Below are 17245 nucleotides of genomic sequence, written 5' to 3' on the forward strand. Positions count from 1 at the left end.
CGGCCTAGGATGCGTGGGTACCGGTAGTAGTGCCCGCCATCGGTACCCACGCATCCGCCGCACACCACCGCACTCTGGAAGGCTCCCATGTCCCTCCCGCACGCGATCCTCACGGCCCTGCTGGAGAAGCCGTCGTCGGGGCTGGAGCTGACGCGGCGGTTCGACCGGTCCATCCGGTACTTCTGGTCCGCCACCCACCAGCAGATCTACCGGGAGCTGCGCAAGCTGGAGGAGTCGGGGCTGATCCACGCCCTGCCGCAGGCGCAGCCCTCGCGCGGCCAGAAGCGGGAGTACGAGGTGCTGCCGGCCGGCCGGGAGGCGCTCACCGCGTGGGTGGCGGAGCGGCAGGACCCCCGGGCCATGCGCGATCCGCTGCTGCTGCGGCTGCGGGCCGCGGCCGTGGTCGGCGCGACCGGTCTGACAGCGGAGTTCCGCCGTCATCTCGCGCTGCACGAGGGGCAGTTGGCGGAGTACCACGAGATCGAGGCGCGCGACTTTCCGCCGGAGAAGACGGCGGAGGCGGACCGGCTGCAGCATCTCGTGCTGCGTGCCGGCATCGCCCAGGAGAGTTTCTGGGTCCAGTGGCTGACCGAGTCGCTCACCGAACTGGAAGCGCTGGAGAGCCGGCCCGAAACACCTGATCAGTCCTGATCAGTCCAGTCCGCCGCGCTTGACGAGCTGTGCCGCGATGACGTTCCGCTGGATCTCGTTGGTGCCCTCGCCGACGATCATCAGCGGTGCGTCACGGAAGTACCGCTCGACGTCGTACTCCGTGGAGTAGCCGTAACCGCCGTGAATCCGTACGGCGTTGAGGGCGATCTCCATCGCCGTCTCGGAGGCGAAGAGCTTGGCCATGCCGGCTTCCATGTCGACCCGGCGGTCCGCGTCCGCCTCGCGCGCGGCGTGCAGGGTGAGCTGGCGGGCCGCGGTCAGCTTGGTGGCCATGTCGGCGAGGTAGTTGCCGACGGACTGGTGCTTCCAGATCGGTTTGCCGAAGGATTCGCGCTCCTGGGCGTAGGCGAGGGAGTCCTCGAGCGCGGCCCGGCCGACGCCCAGCGCGCGGGCGGCCACCTGGAGGCGGCCGGTCTCCAGGCCCTTCATCATCTGGGCGAAGCCCTTGCCCTCGACGCCGCCGAGGACGGCGTCGGGCGCGGCACGGTAGTTGTCGAAGGACAGTTCGCAGCTCTCGACGCCCTTGTAGCCGAGCTTGGGGAGGTCGCGGGAGACGGTGAGGCCCGGGCCGTGCTCGACGAGGAGGATGGAGATGCCCTGGTGGGCGGGGGTGGCGTCCGGGTCGGTCTTGCAGAGCAGGGCGATCAGCCCGGAGCGGCGGGAGTTGGTGATCCAGGTCTTGGCGCCGTTGACGAGGTACCCCTCGGCGTCCTTGCGTGCGGTGGTGCGCATGGCCTGGAGGTCGGAGCCGCCGCCGGGTTCGGTGAGCGCCATGGTGGCGCGGAGTTCGCCGGTGGCCATCTTCGGGAGGTACCGCTGCTTCTGTTCCTCCGTGCCGAAGTGCAGCAGCAGCTTGGCGACGACGGTGTGGCCGCCCATCGCGCCGGCCAGGCTCATCCAGCCGCGCGCCAGCTCCTCGGTGATCAGGACGTAGCAGGGTGTGGAGACCTTGGTACCGCCGTACTCCTCGGGGATGGCGAGCCCGTAGATGCCGAGCTCCTTCATCTTCTCGATGAGGGCTTCGGGGTAGGTGTTGGCGTGCTCCAGTTCCTGGACGACGGGCTTGACGTCCTTGTTGACGAAGTCGTGCACGGTCTCGACGACGAACCGCTCGTCCTCGGGGAGGGTGTCCAGGGTGCTCATGAGGAATTCCTTCGTCTGAGAGCCTGTGTCCGGTCAGATCACGGAGTCGGCGCGGAGGGCCGCGAGGTCGGCGGGCGTGCGGCCGAGTGCGGTGAGGATGGCGTCGGTGTGTTCGCCGACGGCCGGCACGGGGTCCATTCGGGCGGTGAGTCCGGCGAGGTCGGCGGGTGGGAGGAGGGCCTGTACGGTGGCGCCGGGGACGGCGACCTCGCGCCAGCGGTCGCGGCCTTCGAGGACCGGGTGGTCCAGGAACTCGGCGACGGAGTTGACTCCGGCGTTGGCGACGCCGATCTCCTCCAGGACCTTCATGATGTCCGCGGCATCGGAGCGGGCGAAGCGCTCGGTGACGATCGCGTTGAGCGCGTCGCGGTGCGCGACCCGGTCCGAACCGGTCGCGAAGCGCGGGTCGTCGATCAGCTCGGGCCGGCCGAGGAACTCCTGGCACAGCGCGGCCCATTCGCGCTCGTTCTGGATGGAGAAGAGCACGTCCTTGCCGTCTGATGCGGTGTAGGCGCCGTACGGGGCGATGGTGGCGTGCTGGGTGCCGACGCGCGGCGGCTGGCTGCCGCTGTGTTGGGTGTAGTACGCGGGCTGGCTCATCCACTCCGCGAGCGCCTCGAAGAGGGAGACCTCCACGGGCCGGGCGACACCGGTCGTGGCGCGCGCGAAGAGCGCCGTCAGAATGCCGCTGTAGGCGTACATCCCCGCCGAGATGTCGGCGACGGAGACACCGACCCGGGCGGCCTCGTCCGCGCTGCCGGTGAGCGAGACCAGCCCGGTCTGGCACTGGACGAGCAGGTCGTACGCCTTGCGGTCGGCCCACGGGCCGCTGGTGCCGTAGCCGGAGACCGTGCAGGGGATCAGCCGCGGGTAGCGGGCGGTGAGCGCGTCGGCGCCGAGACCGAGGCGGTCGGCGGCGCCGGGGGCGAGATTCTGTACGAACACGTCGGCGTCGGCGAGGAGTTGGTGCAGTATCTCCTGCCCTCGTTCGTCTTTGAGGTCCAGGGTGAGGCTTTCCTTGGAGCGGTTGAGCCAGACGAAATAGCTGGAGTGGCCGTGCACGGTGGTGTCGTAGCGGCGGGCGAAGTCGCCGTCGCCGGGGCGCTCGATCTTGATGACGCGGGCGCCGAGGTCGGCGAGCTGACGGGTGGCGAAGGGGGCCGCGACCGCCTGCTCGATGCTGACGACGGTGATGCCTTCGAGGGGGCGCTGCTGATGTTCGCGTTGCTGATGCTGCATCAGGACTCCTTGTCCGTACGGCCGGTGGCGGCGGGGAACGCCGTCCGCATCAGCTGCGCCGCTCCCTCCCACGTGATGCCCGCGAGCAGGTCCGGTACGTCGGCGCCACACGCGGTGAACTTGGCGCGCAGTTCGTCGTCCGTGGGCGGGCGCTGCGGTGAGCCGGGCGGCAGGGCCAGCGCGGAGTGCAGGGCCGTGCCGTCGGCGAAGTCGAGGCGGAGGGCGACCTCGCCGTCGAGGAGGGTGGTGGTCTCGCCGGGCCGCCGGTCGACGGTGACCCGGTCGACGATCTGCTGGGCCTCGGGGCGGTTGACGGCCTCGTCGGTGAAGCTGTCGAAGCCGGGGTAGGCGTCGAGGAGCGCGGTGGCGACCGCGTACGGCATGGAGAACTTGCCCTCCAGTCCGGTGGCGGGCCGGTCGTGGAGCAGGGGGTGGACGGTGCCCGCCGGGGTGGTGACGGTGACGCCCGTGGGCTCGCCGGCCACCTTGTCGCGGATCTCCCGGAGCGCGGCGATCGGCCGCTGCATGGCGTAGCAGCAGGGGTACATCTTGATCGCGAGGCCGCCGGGGACGGCCGGGGCCGCGGGGAATTCGGTGGCCGGGGTGCCGCCGACGCGCTCCAGCCAGGCGTCCAGGGCGCGCGGGTCGGCGGTGGCGCCCGCCTGCGCGAGCCGCGCGGCCCGTACGCCGGCGTCCGCGGCGAAGCCCACCTGCAGGGATTTGCTGTGCGTACCGAACGCCTCCTGGACGCCGCCGGCCGCGGGCACGGCGAGCGCCATGGCGGTGGCGAGCCGCTCGGGGCCGAGCCCGAGGGCGATGCCGGCCGCGACGGCGGCGGCCGGGGCGCCCGCGGTGCAGGTCGCGTGCCAGCCGCTCGCGTAGTGGCCCCAGCCGAGCAGCGCGCCGAGCCGGGCCATGACGCCGGCGCCCGCGAGGTAGGCGCGCGCGTCGCCGCCGACGGCGAGCACGGCCGGGACGGTGACCACGGAGATGTGCGTGGTCGTCCCGATGTGCAGATCGTCAAAGTCCAGTACGTGTGCCATGGCCGCCCAGCGGGCCGCGTCCGGGAGCGGCGCCGCGATCGGCTGCAGCGGGTGCGCGCGGGCGGCCAGCGCGACGGCGACGGTGTCGGCCAGCGCGCGGTCGGCGAGCGCCAGGTCGTCGGGGTCTGCACGGTGGTCGTGGGCCCACTGGGCGAGGGCTCGGGCGGCGGTCATGCGGTCCCCTCCGGTGAGACGGCGGCCGCCGGCGGTCCGGCAGGCGGCTCCTCTGCCGCAGATTTGTACGGCCAAATGATCGCCGTGTCAACGGTGCCGGACGCGGGCCCCAGGTCCTCTGAAAGCAGGCCCTTGACGCCTCCGTGAGCCCGGCCACAGAATGCCGACGCCGTGCGTTGAAGCTGATTTGTACATAGCGATTACGTAGCGATGCTGTACATGACCGCGCTAAATGGCCGCCCGTTCTGTGACGACAGGAGCCCCCATGACCGGCGCCCCCGCCGACTTCAGCGTCCTCGAAGAGACCGCCCGCGGCTGGCACCCGGCCGACACCAGCGCCACCGACCCCCTCGGCCCGGCCCCGGTCGCCGCGCTCTCCGCCGTACTGGACCTGCCGGAGCCGGTGGCCGCCGCCGGACAGCCGCTGCCGCCGCTCTGGCACTGGCTGCACTTCCTGACCTGGCCCCGGCAGAGCGAGCTGGGCCCGGACGGACACCTGCGAGACGGCCACTTCCTGCCGCCGCTGCCCGAGCGGCGCCGGATGTTCGCGGGCGGCCGCCTGGAGGTCCGTACGCCGCTGACCGTCGGCCGCCCCGCCGAGCAGACCAGCCGGGTCGCGAAGGTGGAGGCCAAGCGGGGCCGTACCGGCGGGCTGCTGTTCGTCACCGTACGCAGCGAGTTCCGGCAGGACGGCGAGGTGCGGGTGGCCGAGGAGCAGGACATCGTCTACCGCAGCGGCGGCGACGCGCCCGTACCGGACCGGATCGCTCTCGACCCCGGCGCCGAGCCGCGCAGCGACGCGCCCTGGCAGCTGCCGTGGACCACCGACCCGGCCGTCCTCTTCCGCGTCAGCGCGCTGACCGCCAACGCGCACCGCATCCACTACGACGAGCCGTATGTCACCGGCGTCGAGGGCTACCCGGGCCTGGTCGTGCACGGCCCGCTGCTCGTCCTGCACATGCTGGAGCTGGTCCGCCGCCGCGCCCCCGAGCGCACCGTCCGCACCCTCTCCTACCGGCTGCGCACCCCGGCGTTCTGCGGCGAGCGGCTGCTGTCCTGCGGCACGCCCTACGAGGCGGACAACGGGGAGGGCGTGCGCCTGTCGGTCGCCGGGCCGCGCGCGGCGGAGCACGCCACGGCGGAGGTGACCTTCGCATGACGGGCACCGAGGCGGCCTCGTACGCGCCGACGACCGAGGCACCGTCGTACGCGCAGGCGCTCGCCGCGGCGCGCAGCCTGCTCTTCGTCCCCGGTCACCGCGCCGACCGGTTCGCGAAGGCGGCTGCCGCGGGTGCGGACGGGGTGATCGTGGATCTGGAGGACGCCGTCGCGCCGGACGCCAAGGACGCCGCACGCGACGACGTGGCCATGTGGCTGGCGGGCGGAGCGCGGGCGGTGGTACGGGTGAACGCCCCCGGCACCGAGTGGTTCGAGGCCGATCTGGCGATGGCGGCGGCACACGGCGCGCCCGTCATGCTGCCGAAGGCCGAGGACCCGGCCGTACTGGAAGCGGTCACCGGCGCGGCGGGCGGCCGCAGCCCGGTACTGGCACTGATCGAGACCGCGGCCGGGGTGGAGAACGCCGCCGCACTGTGCCGCGTACCGGGCGTCGTACGGGCCGCCTTCGGCAGTATCGACCTCGCGGCGCAGCTCGGGGTGGACCCCGACGACCACCTGGCACTGGCGTACGCGCGCTCGCGGCTGGTCTGCGCCTCGGCGGCGGCCGGGCTCGCGCCGCCGCTGGACGGTGTCACCACGGATCTCACGGCCGACGGGCCGCTGCCCTCGGACGTGGCGCACGCCCGCCGGCTGGGCTTCGGCGGCAAGCTGTGCATCCACCCGCGTCAACTCGCCGCCGTACACGAAGGGTTCACTCCGTCACCGGCCGAACAAAAGTGGGCGCGACGCGTACTCGCGGCGGGCGAGGCGGTCACCGTCGTCGACGGGCGGATGGTGGACCGCCCGGTCCTGGAGCGGGCGCGCCGCATCCTGCGCGCGGGCGGCGACTGAGAGCCGGTGCCCCATCCCTGGCTCCCAGCGGCCGTCCCCGCAGCTGCCCCGCCCGTTCCACGGCCGATAAGCTGGCCGTTCCCTTACTGACCCGACGGCGACGAGGATGTGATGGCGGCCAACAAGCCGGCCCGTGGGCGGTCCGCGTATCAGCAGCTCGCGGACGACCTGCGCACGGATCTCGCGGGCGACCGGTACCCCAAGGGGGTGCGGCTGCCGACGGAGGCCGAGCTGGCCGAGACGTACCAGGTCAGCCGCCAGACGGTGCGCCGCGCCTTCCACGATCTGGTCGCCGAGGGCCTGGTGTACCGCGTCCCCGGGCGCGGCACGTTCGCGGCGCCGCGCGACGGCCGGTACCTCCGCAGGTTCGGCTCGGTGGACGACCTGATGGGGCTGTCCCTGGACACCACCATGCAGCTGTCCAGCCCGCTGCGGCGGCGGGTGGACATCGACGCGGCCGGGCGGCTGCGGCTGGACAGCGACATGGTGCACACCCTCGCCTTCCGCCGGTTCCACGACGACGTGCCGTTCTGCCACACCACGGTGTGGCTGCCGCCGGACGTCGGCGAGACGCTGACCGGCGTGGCGCAGCTCACCGAGACCGGCGCGCGGTCCACGTTCACCATCATCGGGCTGCTGGACGACCGGCTGGATTCGCCGATCACCGAGGCCGAGCAGTCCATCACGGTCGCGCCGGCCCCGGTCGCCGTCGCGGAGGAGCTGGCGTGCGAGCCGCACCATCCGCTGCTGCGCATCGACCGCCTCTACACGACCTCCGAGGGCCGCCGCGTCGAGCTGGCCATCAGCTACTTCCTGCCCGAGCAGTACTCCTACCGGGTGCGGCTGCGCCGCTGATCCGCCTGCCGCCGGCGGTCAAGTCCCGGCGGGCGGGCGGTCGTTGAGGATCCGCTGGAAGAGCCGGATGTCCTGCCACTCGCCGTTGATGTGGAGGTACCGCGGCGCGACGCCGTACGGCTCGAAGCCGCACTTCTCCAGGACGCGCTGCGAGCCGATGTTGTGCAGCAGCGTGCCCGCTTCGAGGCGGTGCAGCCCGGCCGCCTCGTCGGCGTACCGGGCGACCGCCTCGACGGCCGCGCTCGCCAGCCCCTTCCCGAGGTGGTCGACGTCGATCCAGTAACCCAATTTCCCGCTGCAGGAGGGGCCGTGGCTGATGCCGGACAGGGTGATCACGCCGACGATCACCTGACCATTGGTCGTGGTCGTCGGGGAGCCGTCCGTCAGCACCCACAGCAGCAGCCGGCCCGCGTCCCGCTCCGCCAACTGGTCCAGCAGCCGGTCGCGTTGGCCCTCGAAGGTGTAGAAGTCCGGGTCCCGCCGCGGGTCCCAGGGGCGCAGGTGCTCGCGGTTGTGCAGATACGCCGCGAGCAGTGCCTCGGCATCGGCGGCGTCGGCCGGCCGCAGCACGACGCCACCCGGCAGCACACTCGTCTCAGTGACCATGCCGGTCACAGTAGCCCCGCTGTCCGTCATGCGGGATCGTGCGGTGCAGGACCGCCGAGGACCCTGGCGGTGAACCCCGCCAGTTGCGACCGCATCGCCTCGCGCGGCACTCGCTCGCCGCGGGCCAGGTGCTCGACGAGGTCGGCCCGGGTGGCGGCGAGCAGCGCGTGGGCAGTGAAATCGCTGTCGGGCAGGCCGGGCAGCTCCTCCAGCATGGTCCGCAGCAGGGTGTGCCAGCGCTCGTAGTGCGCTGCCTGGTATGGGCTGTCGCTACCGGATCCCTCCAGGGCCAGAGCGAGGTGGCGGTTGTCGAGCTTGAAGCAGAGGAGGGCGTCGAGCAGGGCGGGTACGCGCTGGAGCGGCGGGGTGCCGGGCCCCAGCGGCAGCGGGCCCGCTGCGACGGCCTCCTCGACCGGTTCGAGCCGTGCCGCGTACAGCGCTCTGATCAGGCCCGCACGGTCGCCGTAGGCCCGGAAGAGCGTGCCCTTGCCGACGCCGGCCGCTGCCGCGATATCGGCCATGGTGACCTCGTCGGGGCTCGCGCAGTCGGTGAACAGGGTGTCGGCGGCGGCGAAGACGGCCGCCCGGTTGCGGACGGCGTCCTTACGGGCTCTGCGCTCGGGCACGCGGTTCCTCCTTTACAAAGCGGACCGCGGGTCCGTATCTTACAGAAGCGGACCCGGAGTCCGCATTCTAGGGGACGAGGGACAGGACGAGAGGACACCCATGCCCGCACACACCTCACCGACCGAGCTGTACCGCCACAGCCTGCGCCTACTGCTCGACAAGAACATCCCCGCCTGGACCGGTCTGTGGGCCGAGGACGGCGTCATGGAATTCCCCTTCGCTCCCGAGGGCCGGCCCCGGCGCCTGGAGGGGAAGGCGGCCGTCGCCGACTACATGCGCCACTACCCCGACCACATCGATCTGCACGACTTCCCCGACCTGCGGATCCACCGGACCGAGGCCCCGGAGACCATCGTGGTCGAAATGCGCGGCGTGGGCCGCCTGGTGGAGACCGGCAGGCCCTTCGACATGACGTACATCGCCGTCGTGACGGTGCGGGAGGGACGCATCACCTTCTACCGCGACTACTGGAACCCGCTCGCCATGCTCGAACCCGGCACCGAATTCGCCGGGAGCGCCCGATGACCGCCACCGGCACCACCCTGGCCATCGGCACCACCCTGGACACCGGCGCCACCCTGGTAACCGGCGCCACCGGCACCACCGGCGGCCGCACCGCCGCGCAGCTGATCGCCGCGGGCCACCGTGTCAAGGCCGCGAGCCGTCGTGGCACCCCGGTCCTGGGCGCGGCGCCGGCGCGCTTCGACTGGTACGACCCCGCCACACACGGTGCGGCGCTCGACGGCGTCGACCGCCTCTACCTCGTACCGCCCGTGGGCGACTCCGACCCGGCCGCGGTCATGCTGCCCTTTCTCCAGCAGGCCCGTGCCGCCGGCGTTCGCCGCGCGGTGCTGCTCAGCTCCTCGGCGATCCCGGAGGGCGGCCCGGCGGTGGGCGTCGTCCACCAGGCGTTGCCCGGCCTGTTCGACGAGTGGGCAGTGCTGCGGCCCTCGTGGTTCATGCAGAACTTCACCGGCTCGCACGCTCACGCCGTCAGCATCCGGGAGAGCGGCACCCTCCTGACCGCCACTGGGAACGGCCGGGTCGGCTTCGTCGACGCCGACGACATCGCCGCCGTCGCCGTACGCGCCCTGACCGACGACCGCGCGCCCGACACCGACCTGATCCTCACCGGGCCGGAGGCGCTCAGCTATGACGACATCTCCGCGATCATGACCGAGGTCAGCGGCCGGCAGGTGGTCCACCGCGCGCTGACCTACGACCAAATGTGCGCTCACCTCGCGGCGCAGGTGCCGCCGGAGTTCGCCGCGATGCTGGCCGGCATGGACCGCGCCATCGCGCAGGGCACGGAGGACCGCACCACCGACGCCGTCCAGCGCCTCACCGGCCGCCCGCCCCACAGCTTCCGCCTGGTCGCCGAGCGGGAGCGGACATCCGCCCAGTGACGCACCGTCAGACCAGCGGTACGTCCAGCATCGCCTTCCGGTGGCTGAACGTGGCGATGGAGTGCGGGCCGTGGTACGCGCCCATGCCGCTCTCGCCGACGCCGCCGAAGGGCAGGTCGGGGACGCGGAGGTGGGCCATGGGCATGCCGAAGCCGAGGCCGCCCGAGGAGGTTTCCGTGGCGAGCCGGCGGCGGGTGATCTCGTTCTCGGTGAAGCCGTAGAGGGCCAGCGGCTTGTCGCGGTCGTTGATGAACGCGATCGCCTCGTCCAGGTCCGCGACCTCGACGATCGGCAGGATCGGGCCGAAGATCTCCTCCTGCATGACCGGGGATTGCGGGCTCACGTCGGCCAGTACGGTCGGCGCGATGTATTTCTGTGCCCGGTCGTGGGCGCCGCCGGTGACGGTACGGCCGGAGTCGAGCAGGCCGGTCAGGCGGTCGAAGTGGCGGTGGTTGATGATCCGGCCGTACGCGGGCGAGGCAGCCGGGTCGGTGCCGTACAGCTCCTCGACGGCCTCGGCGAGCGCGGCCTGGAGGGCCTTGGAGGTCTCCGGGTCGGTCAGGACGTAGTCGGGCGCGACGCAGGTCTGGCCGGCGTTCTGGAACTTGGCGCGGGCCAGCCGCTGTGCCGTGCGCGTCACGTCCGCGTCCCGGTCCACGAACGCCGGTGACTTGCCGCCCAGTTCGAGCGTCACGGGTGTGAGGTGCTCGGCGGCGGCGCGCATGACGATCCGGCCGACCGTGCCGTTGCCGGTGTAGAAGATGTGGTCGAAGCGCTGGGCGAGGAGTGCGGTGGTCTCCGGTACGCCGCCCTCGACGACGGCGACCGCGTCGGTGTCCAGGTACTCCGGCAGCAGCCGGGCGAGCAGCGCCGAGGTGGCCGGGGCCAGCTCGCTGGGCTTGGCGACGACGGTGTTGCCCGCCGCTAGCGCGCCCGCGAGGGGCACGAGCAGCAGCTGCGCGGGGTAGTTCCAGGGCGCGATGACCAGGACGACGCCGAGCGGGTCGTACCGGGTGCCTGCCGTGCTGCCGGCCGGGAATCCCTCGGCGGACAGGGCGACCGGCGTGGGCCGCAGCCACTCCTCCAGGTGCTCCAGCGTGTGGTCGATCTCCCGGATCGGGAAGTCGACCTCGGCGCCGAACGCCTCCGCCTCGCTCTTGCCCAGGTCCGCGTGGAGGGCGGCGGCGAGGTCCGCGCGGTGTTCGGTGAGCAGCGTACGGAGCTTCCAGAGCTGCTGCGCGCGCCAGTCCAGGGAACGGGTGCGGCCGCTGCGGAAGGTGGCACGCAGCCGGGCGACGAGGTCGGCGGGGGCCTCGGCGGTCCCGGCGGCGGCCGCGGGGGCTTCGGCGGAGGTGACGGGTGAGCCGGTCATGCGGTGCTCGATTCGTTCAGGGTGATGCGTGCGAGCGGCAGTGCACAGCGTCTGCCGACAGTGCACAGCGTCTGCGCGGAACGATTCATTCCGCGCTCGTGGCGGCCGATGGTCGATCAGCCCAGCGCGTTGAGCATCTCCGCGGCGAGCGGGCCGGAGGAGGCCGGGTTCTGGCCGGTGAAGAGGTTGCGGTCGGTACGGAGGTACGGCGCCCACGGCTCGCCCTCGTCGAAGTCCGTACCGAGCTCCACCAACCGGTCCTGGAGCAGCCACGGCGCCTTGTCGGCGAAGCCGGCCTGCGCCTCCTCGGCGTTGGTGAAGGCGGTGAGGCGGTATCCGGCGAACGGCGAGGTGCCGTCGGGGCCGCGGGTGGCCAGCAGCGCGGCCGGGCCGTGGCAGACGAGGCCCAGCGGCCGGCCCGAGGCCAGCGCGTCGGTCAGCACCCGGCCCGAGTCCTCGTTCGTCGCGAGGTCCTCCATCGGGCCGTGACCGCCGGGGTAGAAGACGGCCGCGTAACCGGCCGTGTCGACCTGTTCCAGCTTGACCGGGCGGCGCAGCGGGTCCATCGACTGGAGCGTGGCGGCGACCGCGTCCGCGCCTTCCTGGCCGCCGTTGACCTCCGGGGCCAGGCTGGCCGGGTCCAGGGTGGGCAGCACGCCGCCGGGCGTGGCGACCACGACCTCGTGGCCGGCCTCGGTGAACACTTCGTAGGGGGCCGTCACCTCTTCGCCCCAGAAGCCGGTGGGGTGCCGGGTGCCGTCGGCCAGTGTCCAGTGGTCGGCGCCGGTCAGCACGAAAAGGATCTTCGCCATGTCGGTCCTCCGGGTCGTTCGGTACGGCGGGGTTCACGTGGTGCCCCGAACGTAACGGCTGTACGCGTCCGAGGCCGCCTACCGCGCCGGGTGCGGCACGGGTGGACCGTCCGGACAGGGCGCGGGCGGCCCGGCCGGGGGTTCGTGAGGCGGCGGCCCGGTCCCCGTCTCCCGGTCCAGCTCCCGCCACTCGTGGCGCAGCGCCGCCAGGTTGGTGGCGAGGAAGTACGCCGCGCCGCTCACCGCGAGGACCGGTACCAGGCCCGCCCAGACCACCGCCGCGCCGGCCAGCAGGCCGCCGAGCGGGATGCCCGCCCAGGCCAGCGAGTCGCCCAGCGCGCCGACCCGGCCGAGGAGGCGGCGCGGTATCCGCTCCCAGATGACCGCGCCCAGGATCGGGTTGAGGAAGCCGGAGCCGAAGCCGGAGAGCGCGTACACCGCCACGACCGCCCACACCGGTACGTCCACCGCGAGGATCAGGAACTGGGGCGCGCCGGCGATCAGGAAGCCGGCGAAGAAGACCGGGCGGCGGCGCAGCCGGTGGGCGACGACCGCGGCGACCAGGCTGCCGGCCACCGCGGTGAGGCCCGCCGCGCTCGCCATCAGGCCGATCGCGGACGGCCCGTGGCCGGATTCCCTGGCCCAGATCGGCATCAGTACCGAGGTGCGGGCCGCGTCGAGGAAGTTGGTGAAGCCGACGGTGCAGATGATGGCGAGCAGCAGCGGCTGGCCGCGCAGGTAGCTGAAGCCCTCGGCGAACCGTTGCCAGTAGCCCGCTTCGGGCCCGGCGGTCACGGCTCCGGGGGCGGCCGGGTCCGCGCCGTACGCCGTCCCCGTACCGTCGTCCGTACCGTCGTCCGCGCCGCCCATCCCGCGCGGCAGGGCGAGGCCGACGAGGACCGAGCCGAGGGCGAAGGTCGCCGCGTTGACGAGCAGGCCGGCCAGTGGGCCGAGTACGGCGACGAGTACTCCGCCCAGGCCGGGGCCCACCGTGGCGGCGAGCCGTTCGACCACGCCGAGCAGGCCGGTGGCCCGCTCGATGGGCATCGCGGAGCGTGCGGCGGCCTCCGGGATCATGACCTCTTTGGCCAGGTCACCGGGGCCGCGGGCGCCGCCGGTCACGGCGACCAGGACGAGCAGCAGCCAGAAGTCCAGCAGGCCCAGGGCGTGCAGGGCCGGTACCGCGGCGACCACCGCCGCGCTGACCACGTCCGCCGTCCAGGAGATCACCCGGGCGCCCGCCCGGTCGACCAGCGGCCCGGTCAGCGCCTTGATCAGGACGTACGGCGCCATCTCGCAGAAGGCGACCAGGCCGGTCTGTGCCGCGCTGCCCGTGGTGACCAGGACGAACCAGGGCAGCGCGATCGCCGACACCCGGGTGCCGGCCTGCGAGACGGCCGCGGCCGCCAGCAGCCCGGCCAGCGGCCGCAGCCGCGTCCAGCCGCCCGACCGTCTGCCGCCCCGGCCGCCCCCGGTCGGTCTGCTCCCGTCGGCCTGCTCGCCCATGGGTCTGCTCACGCCGTCCGCCCCCGATCCGTTCCGTTCCGCGCGCCGTCGCGCGCGCCCGCGCCAGTTACTGGATGTATGTCGTTCCTATACCGCCCGTTGTGCTCGCGCGGCAGTGCTCGCTCCCCGCGTAATCCCTCGCGCGGGCCGGTACGGCAGACTCGCCCCATGACCGAGACCACACCGCCCGCCCCCACCGCCCTGCCGGCCCCGCTGCTCGTCCGCACCGGCGGCGAACGCGAGGTCCTGGAGGCCTTCCTGGACTTCCACCGCTCGACGCTCCGGGGGAAGGTGCGGGGCCTTGCCGACGACGCGGCGCGCCGCCGCCTCGTCCCTTCGGAGACCACCCTCGCGGGGCTGGTCAAGCACCTGACCCTGGTGGAGCGGTCCTGGTTCCCCGGCCTGCTGACCGGTGCGGAGGCGCCCGAAAAGGACGCGGACGGGCACGACGGCGGCTGGGAGGTGGGGCCCGAGGAGTCGCTCGACGGGCTGCTGGCGGCGTACGAGGAGGCGTGCGCGCGGTCGCGTGCGGTGGCCGCCCCGCTCCCCCTGGACCACGTCGTGCCGCATCCGGAGATCGGTGAGATGTCGTTGCGCTGGATCTATGTCCACGTCATCGAGGAGACCGCCCGGCACGTCGGCCACGCCGACATCCTCCGCGAGCAGACGGACGGCGCGACGGGCGTCACCGCTTGAGCGCGGGCCTGGCTCGGCGCCGGCCGGCCGCCGTCCGGTAGCCTGAAATTGCTTGCATAACCCATATACGTACGTGCCGTACGGGCGGCGCGCCGGTACGGACACGTGCCGTGCGGGGCGGCGCCCGTGTCCCGACCGGAAGTTCTCCCATGCGCCTGCTGCTGATCCGTCACGGTCAGACCCCGTCCAACGTCGGCCGCCTGCTGGACACCACCGCGCCGGGGCCCGGCCTGACCGAGCTGGGCGAGCAGCAGGCGGCCGCGCTCCCGGAGCGGCTGGCCGACGAGAAGATCGGCGCGCTCTACGTCTCCACTCTCGTGCGCACGCAGCTGACCGCGGCGCCGCTCGCCGAGGCCCGCGGCCTGGACGTGGTGATCCGCGACGGCGTCCGCGAGATCGCCGCGGGCGACCTGGAGATGCGCGGCGACGCGGCCTCGAACGACCAGTACCAGCGCGTGGCGTTCTCCTGGCCGGCCGGGAAGCCGGAGCTGCGGATGCCCGGCGGCGAGAACGGCGTGGAGATGCTGGCGCGTTACGACGCGGTGATCGAGGAGATCGCCGCTTCCGGCGTCGAGGCGGCCGCTGTGGTGAGCCACGGCGCGGCGATCCGCACCTGGTCCGCGGCGCGCGCCCACAACCTGGACGCCGACTTCGCCATCGCCCACCCCCTCCCGAACACCGCGGTCGTCGTCCTGGAGGGCACCCCGGCCACCGGCTGGACGGCCGTGTCCTGGTCGGACATCGACATCCCGGCGACGGGCCTGTCCGTCAGCTGAAGAGGCTGCTGAACAGCCACATCACCAGCGCCCAGCCGCCGATGACGGCCGCGGCGAAGAGAATGAAGGCGACCCACACGGAGGCGGGCAGGGGCTTCGGGACGGTCGGCTTCGGGGGCACGACCGGGCAGCACTTCGAGCAGTGCGGAGGCGCGAGGACGGCCATGGCGCCCACATTCCTGCGCGCCGAAGTGCCGCACAAGGGGCGCGACCGGCATCTACGGCGCTTGTAGGCACACTCCGGGGCAGATTGCGCTACGACAGGGCCCGATTGGGCGGTTTCAACGATAAATCACCCATTTGCGGCTTTGCCGGGCTTGATACGGGCTGTGAGGCTGGAAGAACTCATGGTGACCGTCCCCGTCCCACCACCCAGGAGAGAACCCCCATGGTCCTGTCCATCTCCGGCGTTGTCCTGCTCGGCGTCATCATGTTCCTGTTCTTCCGCAAGGACGGACTGAAGGTCTCCCACGCCATCGTCTGCGCGCTGTTCGGCTTCTACCTCGCGGGCACCGCCATCGCCCCGGGCATCAAGGCCGGCGGCGCGAGCCTCGCGGGTCTGCTCAAGGGGCTCTCGCTCTGAGAGTCCTGCCGAGTCGTCACGCACCCCCAGGAGACCTTCCGTGCCCCGGCGTCCACTGCCCAGCATCCTGAGCAACAGCGCTCCCCTCACCCGCGGCCGCGACTTCGCGCGGACCGCGGCCGACAGCGCCTCCGACGTGTTCCACCCGCTGCTCGTCATCGGCCGCGGCCTGGGCCGGCTGTGCGCGGCCGGCCGGCAGCGGTGGTCGGCGACGCCACGGGAGCGCCGCGGCCCGCTGCTGGCCACGACGGCCGTCTGCCTGGTGTCCCTGGCGCTCGTGCCGTACGGACCACTGCTCGGCCTCATCTCGGTGATGGCGGCGGCCGCTTGGGCGGGCCGGGAGCGGACGCCCGCCGACGCCGGGCCGACCGAGGCCGAGACCGGCCGGCTGCGCGCCCTGTACGAGGCGCTGGTGCCGTACTTGAGCTTCGAGGGCGACCCGAACCCGCTGTATGTGCACGACGGCGACTGGACCGCGGCCTTCCCCGAGTACGAATTCGACGAGGACGGGCGGCTCGCGCGGCTGCGCCTGAAGTACCCGGTGTACTTCACCGATGCCGAGCCCCAGTCCCGGGCCCGCATCGAACAGGTGCTGCTCGCCAAGTCGGGGCGCGGCCGGGAGTACCACTTCGCGTGGGACCAGGAGGGCAACCAGCTCGTCCTGACCGTACTGCCCGCGCTGCCGACCGACATCGCGGCCCAGCGGTTCGTGACCACGCCGGGCGAGACCGTGCTGGGCTTCACCGACGCGGGCGCGGTGCAGCGCACCGTACCGGTGGCGGGCGCGGCCGAGGAGACGGAGCCGCGAGACGTGCCGCCGGTGGTCTGGCGGACCGGACCGCGCTCCACCGAGTCGCATCTGCTGGCGCTGGGGCGCCCCGGAAGCGGCACCACGACCCTGCTGCGGTCCGTCGCCCTCCAGGCGCTCTGCCACGGTGATGTGCTGGTCATCGACGGCAGCGGGACCGGCGAGTTCGCCTTCCTGCTGGGGCGGCCCGGCGTGCTCGGCGTGGAGTGCGGACTGACCAGCGCGCTGGCCACGCTGGAGTGGGCGGCCCACGAGACGGAGCGGCGGCTGATCGCCGCGAACCGCGCGCGACAGGCCGGGCTGCCCGTCCCCGACGACATCCGGCAGCCGCTGTGGCTCCTCGTCGACCGGCCGAGCGCGCTGACCCACCTCGCCACCGCCGAGGGCCGCGACGACCCGCAGCGCCTCCTCCAAGTACCGCTGCGCCACGGGCGCGCCGCGAGCGTCACCGTGGCCGTCGCCGACCAGTTCGAGAGCGCGGAGCTGCTGAGCGAGCCGGTGCGCGCCCACACCCGGGCGCGCGTCGTACTCGGGCCCACCGGCCCGGAGGACGTACGTGCGGTCCTGGGCGCGCTCCCGGAGACCACGCCCGCCGACCAGGTCCCCCCGGGGCGCGGCTACGCCCGGCTCGGTTCGGGCCCGGTCCTGCGCCTCCAAGTGCCCGCCACACCCGACCCGTTCGACGACGCGACGAGCGAGTACCACCGGCAGGCGGTACTGGCGCTGCTCCCGGAGCGCACGGCGCTCGGCTCCGTGCCTGCGGCCGCAGCGCCGCCCGCCGACGGCGCGGCCTTCGGGTACCGCGCCGGCACCGCCTCCGGGGTGGTGTGACCGACCGCCCTTACGGGCCCTGTTCTCCGGGCGGCCACCGGTGACGCGCTCCACCGGCGGCCGCCCGGATCATTGTTTCGGGACCG

The 17245-nt window shown here is 73.0% G+C and carries 19 protein-coding genes; 10 read left to right on the top strand and 9 right to left on the bottom strand.

What is annotated here, in order from left to right; translation table 11 throughout:
* The first annotated feature begins 87 nt into the window (after nucleotides 1–87).
* Nucleotides 88–651, top strand: coding sequence for a PadR family transcriptional regulator (locus AB0I82_RS12540; RefSeq protein ID WP_363257183.1), 564 nt, complete (start codon nucleotides 88–90; stop codon nucleotides 649–651).
* Here AB0I82_RS12540 and AB0I82_RS12545 read toward each other — a convergent pair whose 3' ends face one another.
* The 3 genes from AB0I82_RS12545 to AB0I82_RS12555 are packed head-to-tail and all read right to left on the bottom strand — an operon-like array spanning nucleotide 652 to nucleotide 4271.
* Nucleotides 652–1815 carry an acyl-CoA dehydrogenase family protein gene (locus AB0I82_RS12545; RefSeq protein WP_363257184.1) on the bottom strand — a complete coding sequence of 388 codons (1164 nt, stop codon included), beginning with the start codon at nucleotides 1813–1815 and terminating at the stop codon, nucleotides 652–654.
* A gap of 33 nt (nucleotides 1816–1848) precedes the next feature.
* Nucleotides 1849–3054, bottom strand: coding sequence for a CaiB/BaiF CoA-transferase family protein (locus tag AB0I82_RS12550; RefSeq protein WP_363257185.1), 1206 nt, complete (start codon nucleotides 3052–3054; stop codon nucleotides 1849–1851).
* Complete coding sequence (locus tag AB0I82_RS12555) at nucleotides 3054–4271, bottom strand: MmgE/PrpD family protein (RefSeq protein WP_363257186.1); 1218 nt, start codon at nucleotides 4269–4271, stop codon at nucleotides 3054–3056. Before AB0I82_RS12555 ends, AB0I82_RS12550 begins: the two co-directional genes overlap by 1 nt.
* A 265-nt stretch (nucleotides 4272–4536) precedes the next feature.
* On the opposite strand from AB0I82_RS12555, the gene AB0I82_RS12560 reads away from it, so the two are divergent.
* The 3 genes from AB0I82_RS12560 to AB0I82_RS12570 all read left to right on the top strand — a co-directional run bounded on the left by AB0I82_RS12560 (nucleotide 4537) and on the right by AB0I82_RS12570 (nucleotide 7136).
* Complete coding sequence (locus tag AB0I82_RS12560) at nucleotides 4537–5430, top strand: hypothetical protein (RefSeq protein ID WP_363257187.1); 894 nt, start codon at nucleotides 4537–4539, stop codon at nucleotides 5428–5430.
* Nucleotides 5427–6281 carry a CoA ester lyase gene (locus AB0I82_RS12565; protein WP_363257188.1) on the top strand — a complete coding sequence of 285 codons (855 nt, stop codon included), beginning with the start codon at nucleotides 5427–5429 and terminating at the stop codon, nucleotides 6279–6281. The genes AB0I82_RS12560 and AB0I82_RS12565 overlap by 4 nt, the downstream gene beginning before the upstream one ends.
* Before the next feature lie 111 nt (nucleotides 6282–6392).
* The gene (locus tag AB0I82_RS12570; protein WP_363257189.1) at nucleotides 6393–7136 is read left to right on the top strand and encodes a GntR family transcriptional regulator; all 744 of its coding nucleotides are present in this window, start codon (nucleotides 6393–6395) and stop codon (nucleotides 7134–7136) included.
* 18 nt (nucleotides 7137–7154) lie between these two features.
* Here the strand turns inward: AB0I82_RS12570 and AB0I82_RS12575 are convergent, their stop codons facing one another.
* Nucleotides 7155–7742, bottom strand: a complete 588-nt coding sequence (locus AB0I82_RS12575; RefSeq protein ID WP_363257190.1) for a GNAT family protein — start codon at nucleotides 7740–7742, stop codon at nucleotides 7155–7157.
* A 26-nt stretch (nucleotides 7743–7768) separates the two neighbouring features.
* The gene (locus tag AB0I82_RS12580) at nucleotides 7769–8368 is read right to left on the bottom strand and encodes a helix-turn-helix domain-containing protein (protein ID WP_363257191.1); all 600 of its coding nucleotides are present in this window, start codon (nucleotides 8366–8368) and stop codon (nucleotides 7769–7771) included.
* Nucleotides 8369–8468: 100 nt separating this feature from the next.
* Between AB0I82_RS12580 and AB0I82_RS12585 the strand changes: the two genes are divergently transcribed.
* The gene (locus AB0I82_RS12585; protein ID WP_363257192.1) at nucleotides 8469–8894 is read left to right on the top strand and encodes a nuclear transport factor 2 family protein; all 426 of its coding nucleotides are present in this window, start codon (nucleotides 8469–8471) and stop codon (nucleotides 8892–8894) included.
* The gene (locus AB0I82_RS12590) at nucleotides 8891–9775 is read left to right on the top strand and encodes an NmrA family NAD(P)-binding protein (RefSeq protein ID WP_363257193.1); all 885 of its coding nucleotides are present in this window, start codon (nucleotides 8891–8893) and stop codon (nucleotides 9773–9775) included. Before AB0I82_RS12585 ends, AB0I82_RS12590 begins: the two co-directional genes overlap by 4 nt.
* Nucleotides 9776–9782: 7 nt before the next feature.
* Here the strand turns inward: AB0I82_RS12590 and AB0I82_RS12595 are convergent, their stop codons facing one another.
* The 3 genes from AB0I82_RS12595 to AB0I82_RS12605 form a co-directional block, all read right to left on the bottom strand.
* Complete coding sequence (locus AB0I82_RS12595; RefSeq protein WP_363257195.1) at nucleotides 9783–11147, bottom strand: aldehyde dehydrogenase family protein; 1365 nt, start codon at nucleotides 11145–11147, stop codon at nucleotides 9783–9785.
* 116 nt (nucleotides 11148–11263) lie between these two features.
* Nucleotides 11264–11959, bottom strand: coding sequence for a type 1 glutamine amidotransferase domain-containing protein (locus tag AB0I82_RS12600; protein ID WP_363257196.1), 696 nt, complete (start codon nucleotides 11957–11959; stop codon nucleotides 11264–11266).
* A gap of 78 nt (nucleotides 11960–12037) precedes the next feature.
* Nucleotides 12038–13477 (bottom strand): MFS transporter, encoded by a 1440-nt coding sequence (locus AB0I82_RS12605; protein ID WP_363257197.1) that lies wholly within the window; start codon nucleotides 13475–13477, stop codon nucleotides 12038–12040.
* A 156-nt stretch (nucleotides 13478–13633) separates the two neighbouring features.
* On the opposite strand from AB0I82_RS12605, the gene AB0I82_RS12610 reads away from it, so the two are divergent.
* Together AB0I82_RS12610 and AB0I82_RS12615 are read left to right on the top strand one after the other, a co-directional pair.
* Nucleotides 13634–14161, top strand: coding sequence for a DinB family protein (locus AB0I82_RS12610; RefSeq protein WP_363257198.1), 528 nt, complete (start codon nucleotides 13634–13636; stop codon nucleotides 14159–14161).
* Nucleotides 14162–14310: 149 nt separating this feature from the next.
* Nucleotides 14311–14937 carry a histidine phosphatase family protein gene (locus AB0I82_RS12615; RefSeq protein WP_363257199.1) on the top strand — a complete coding sequence of 209 codons (627 nt, stop codon included), beginning with the start codon at nucleotides 14311–14313 and terminating at the stop codon, nucleotides 14935–14937.
* Here the strand turns inward: AB0I82_RS12615 and AB0I82_RS12620 are convergent.
* Entirely contained in the window at nucleotides 14930–15103 is a 174-nt protein-coding gene (locus AB0I82_RS12620) for a hypothetical protein (protein ID WP_363257200.1), read from the bottom strand. The two genes, AB0I82_RS12615 and AB0I82_RS12620, sit on opposite strands and share 8 nt — an antisense overlap.
* A gap of 222 nt (nucleotides 15104–15325) precedes the next feature.
* Here AB0I82_RS12620 and AB0I82_RS12625 point away from each other — a divergent pair, with 222 nt between their 5' ends.
* Both AB0I82_RS12625 and AB0I82_RS12630 read left to right on the top strand, forming a co-directional pair.
* A complete protein-coding gene (locus AB0I82_RS12625) occupies nucleotides 15326–15520 on the top strand; it encodes a hypothetical protein (RefSeq protein WP_030261424.1) in 195 nt (64 codons plus the stop codon).
* A 40-nt stretch (nucleotides 15521–15560) separates the two neighbouring features.
* Nucleotides 15561–17159 (top strand): hypothetical protein, encoded by a 1599-nt coding sequence (locus AB0I82_RS12630; RefSeq protein WP_363257201.1) that lies wholly within the window; start codon nucleotides 15561–15563, stop codon nucleotides 17157–17159.
* Nucleotides 17160–17245: the final 86 nt, after the last annotated feature.

The sequence above is a fragment of the Streptomyces sp. NPDC050315 genome, assembly GCF_040655775.1.
Lineage (GTDB): Bacteria > Actinomycetota > Actinomycetes > Streptomycetales > Streptomycetaceae > Streptomyces.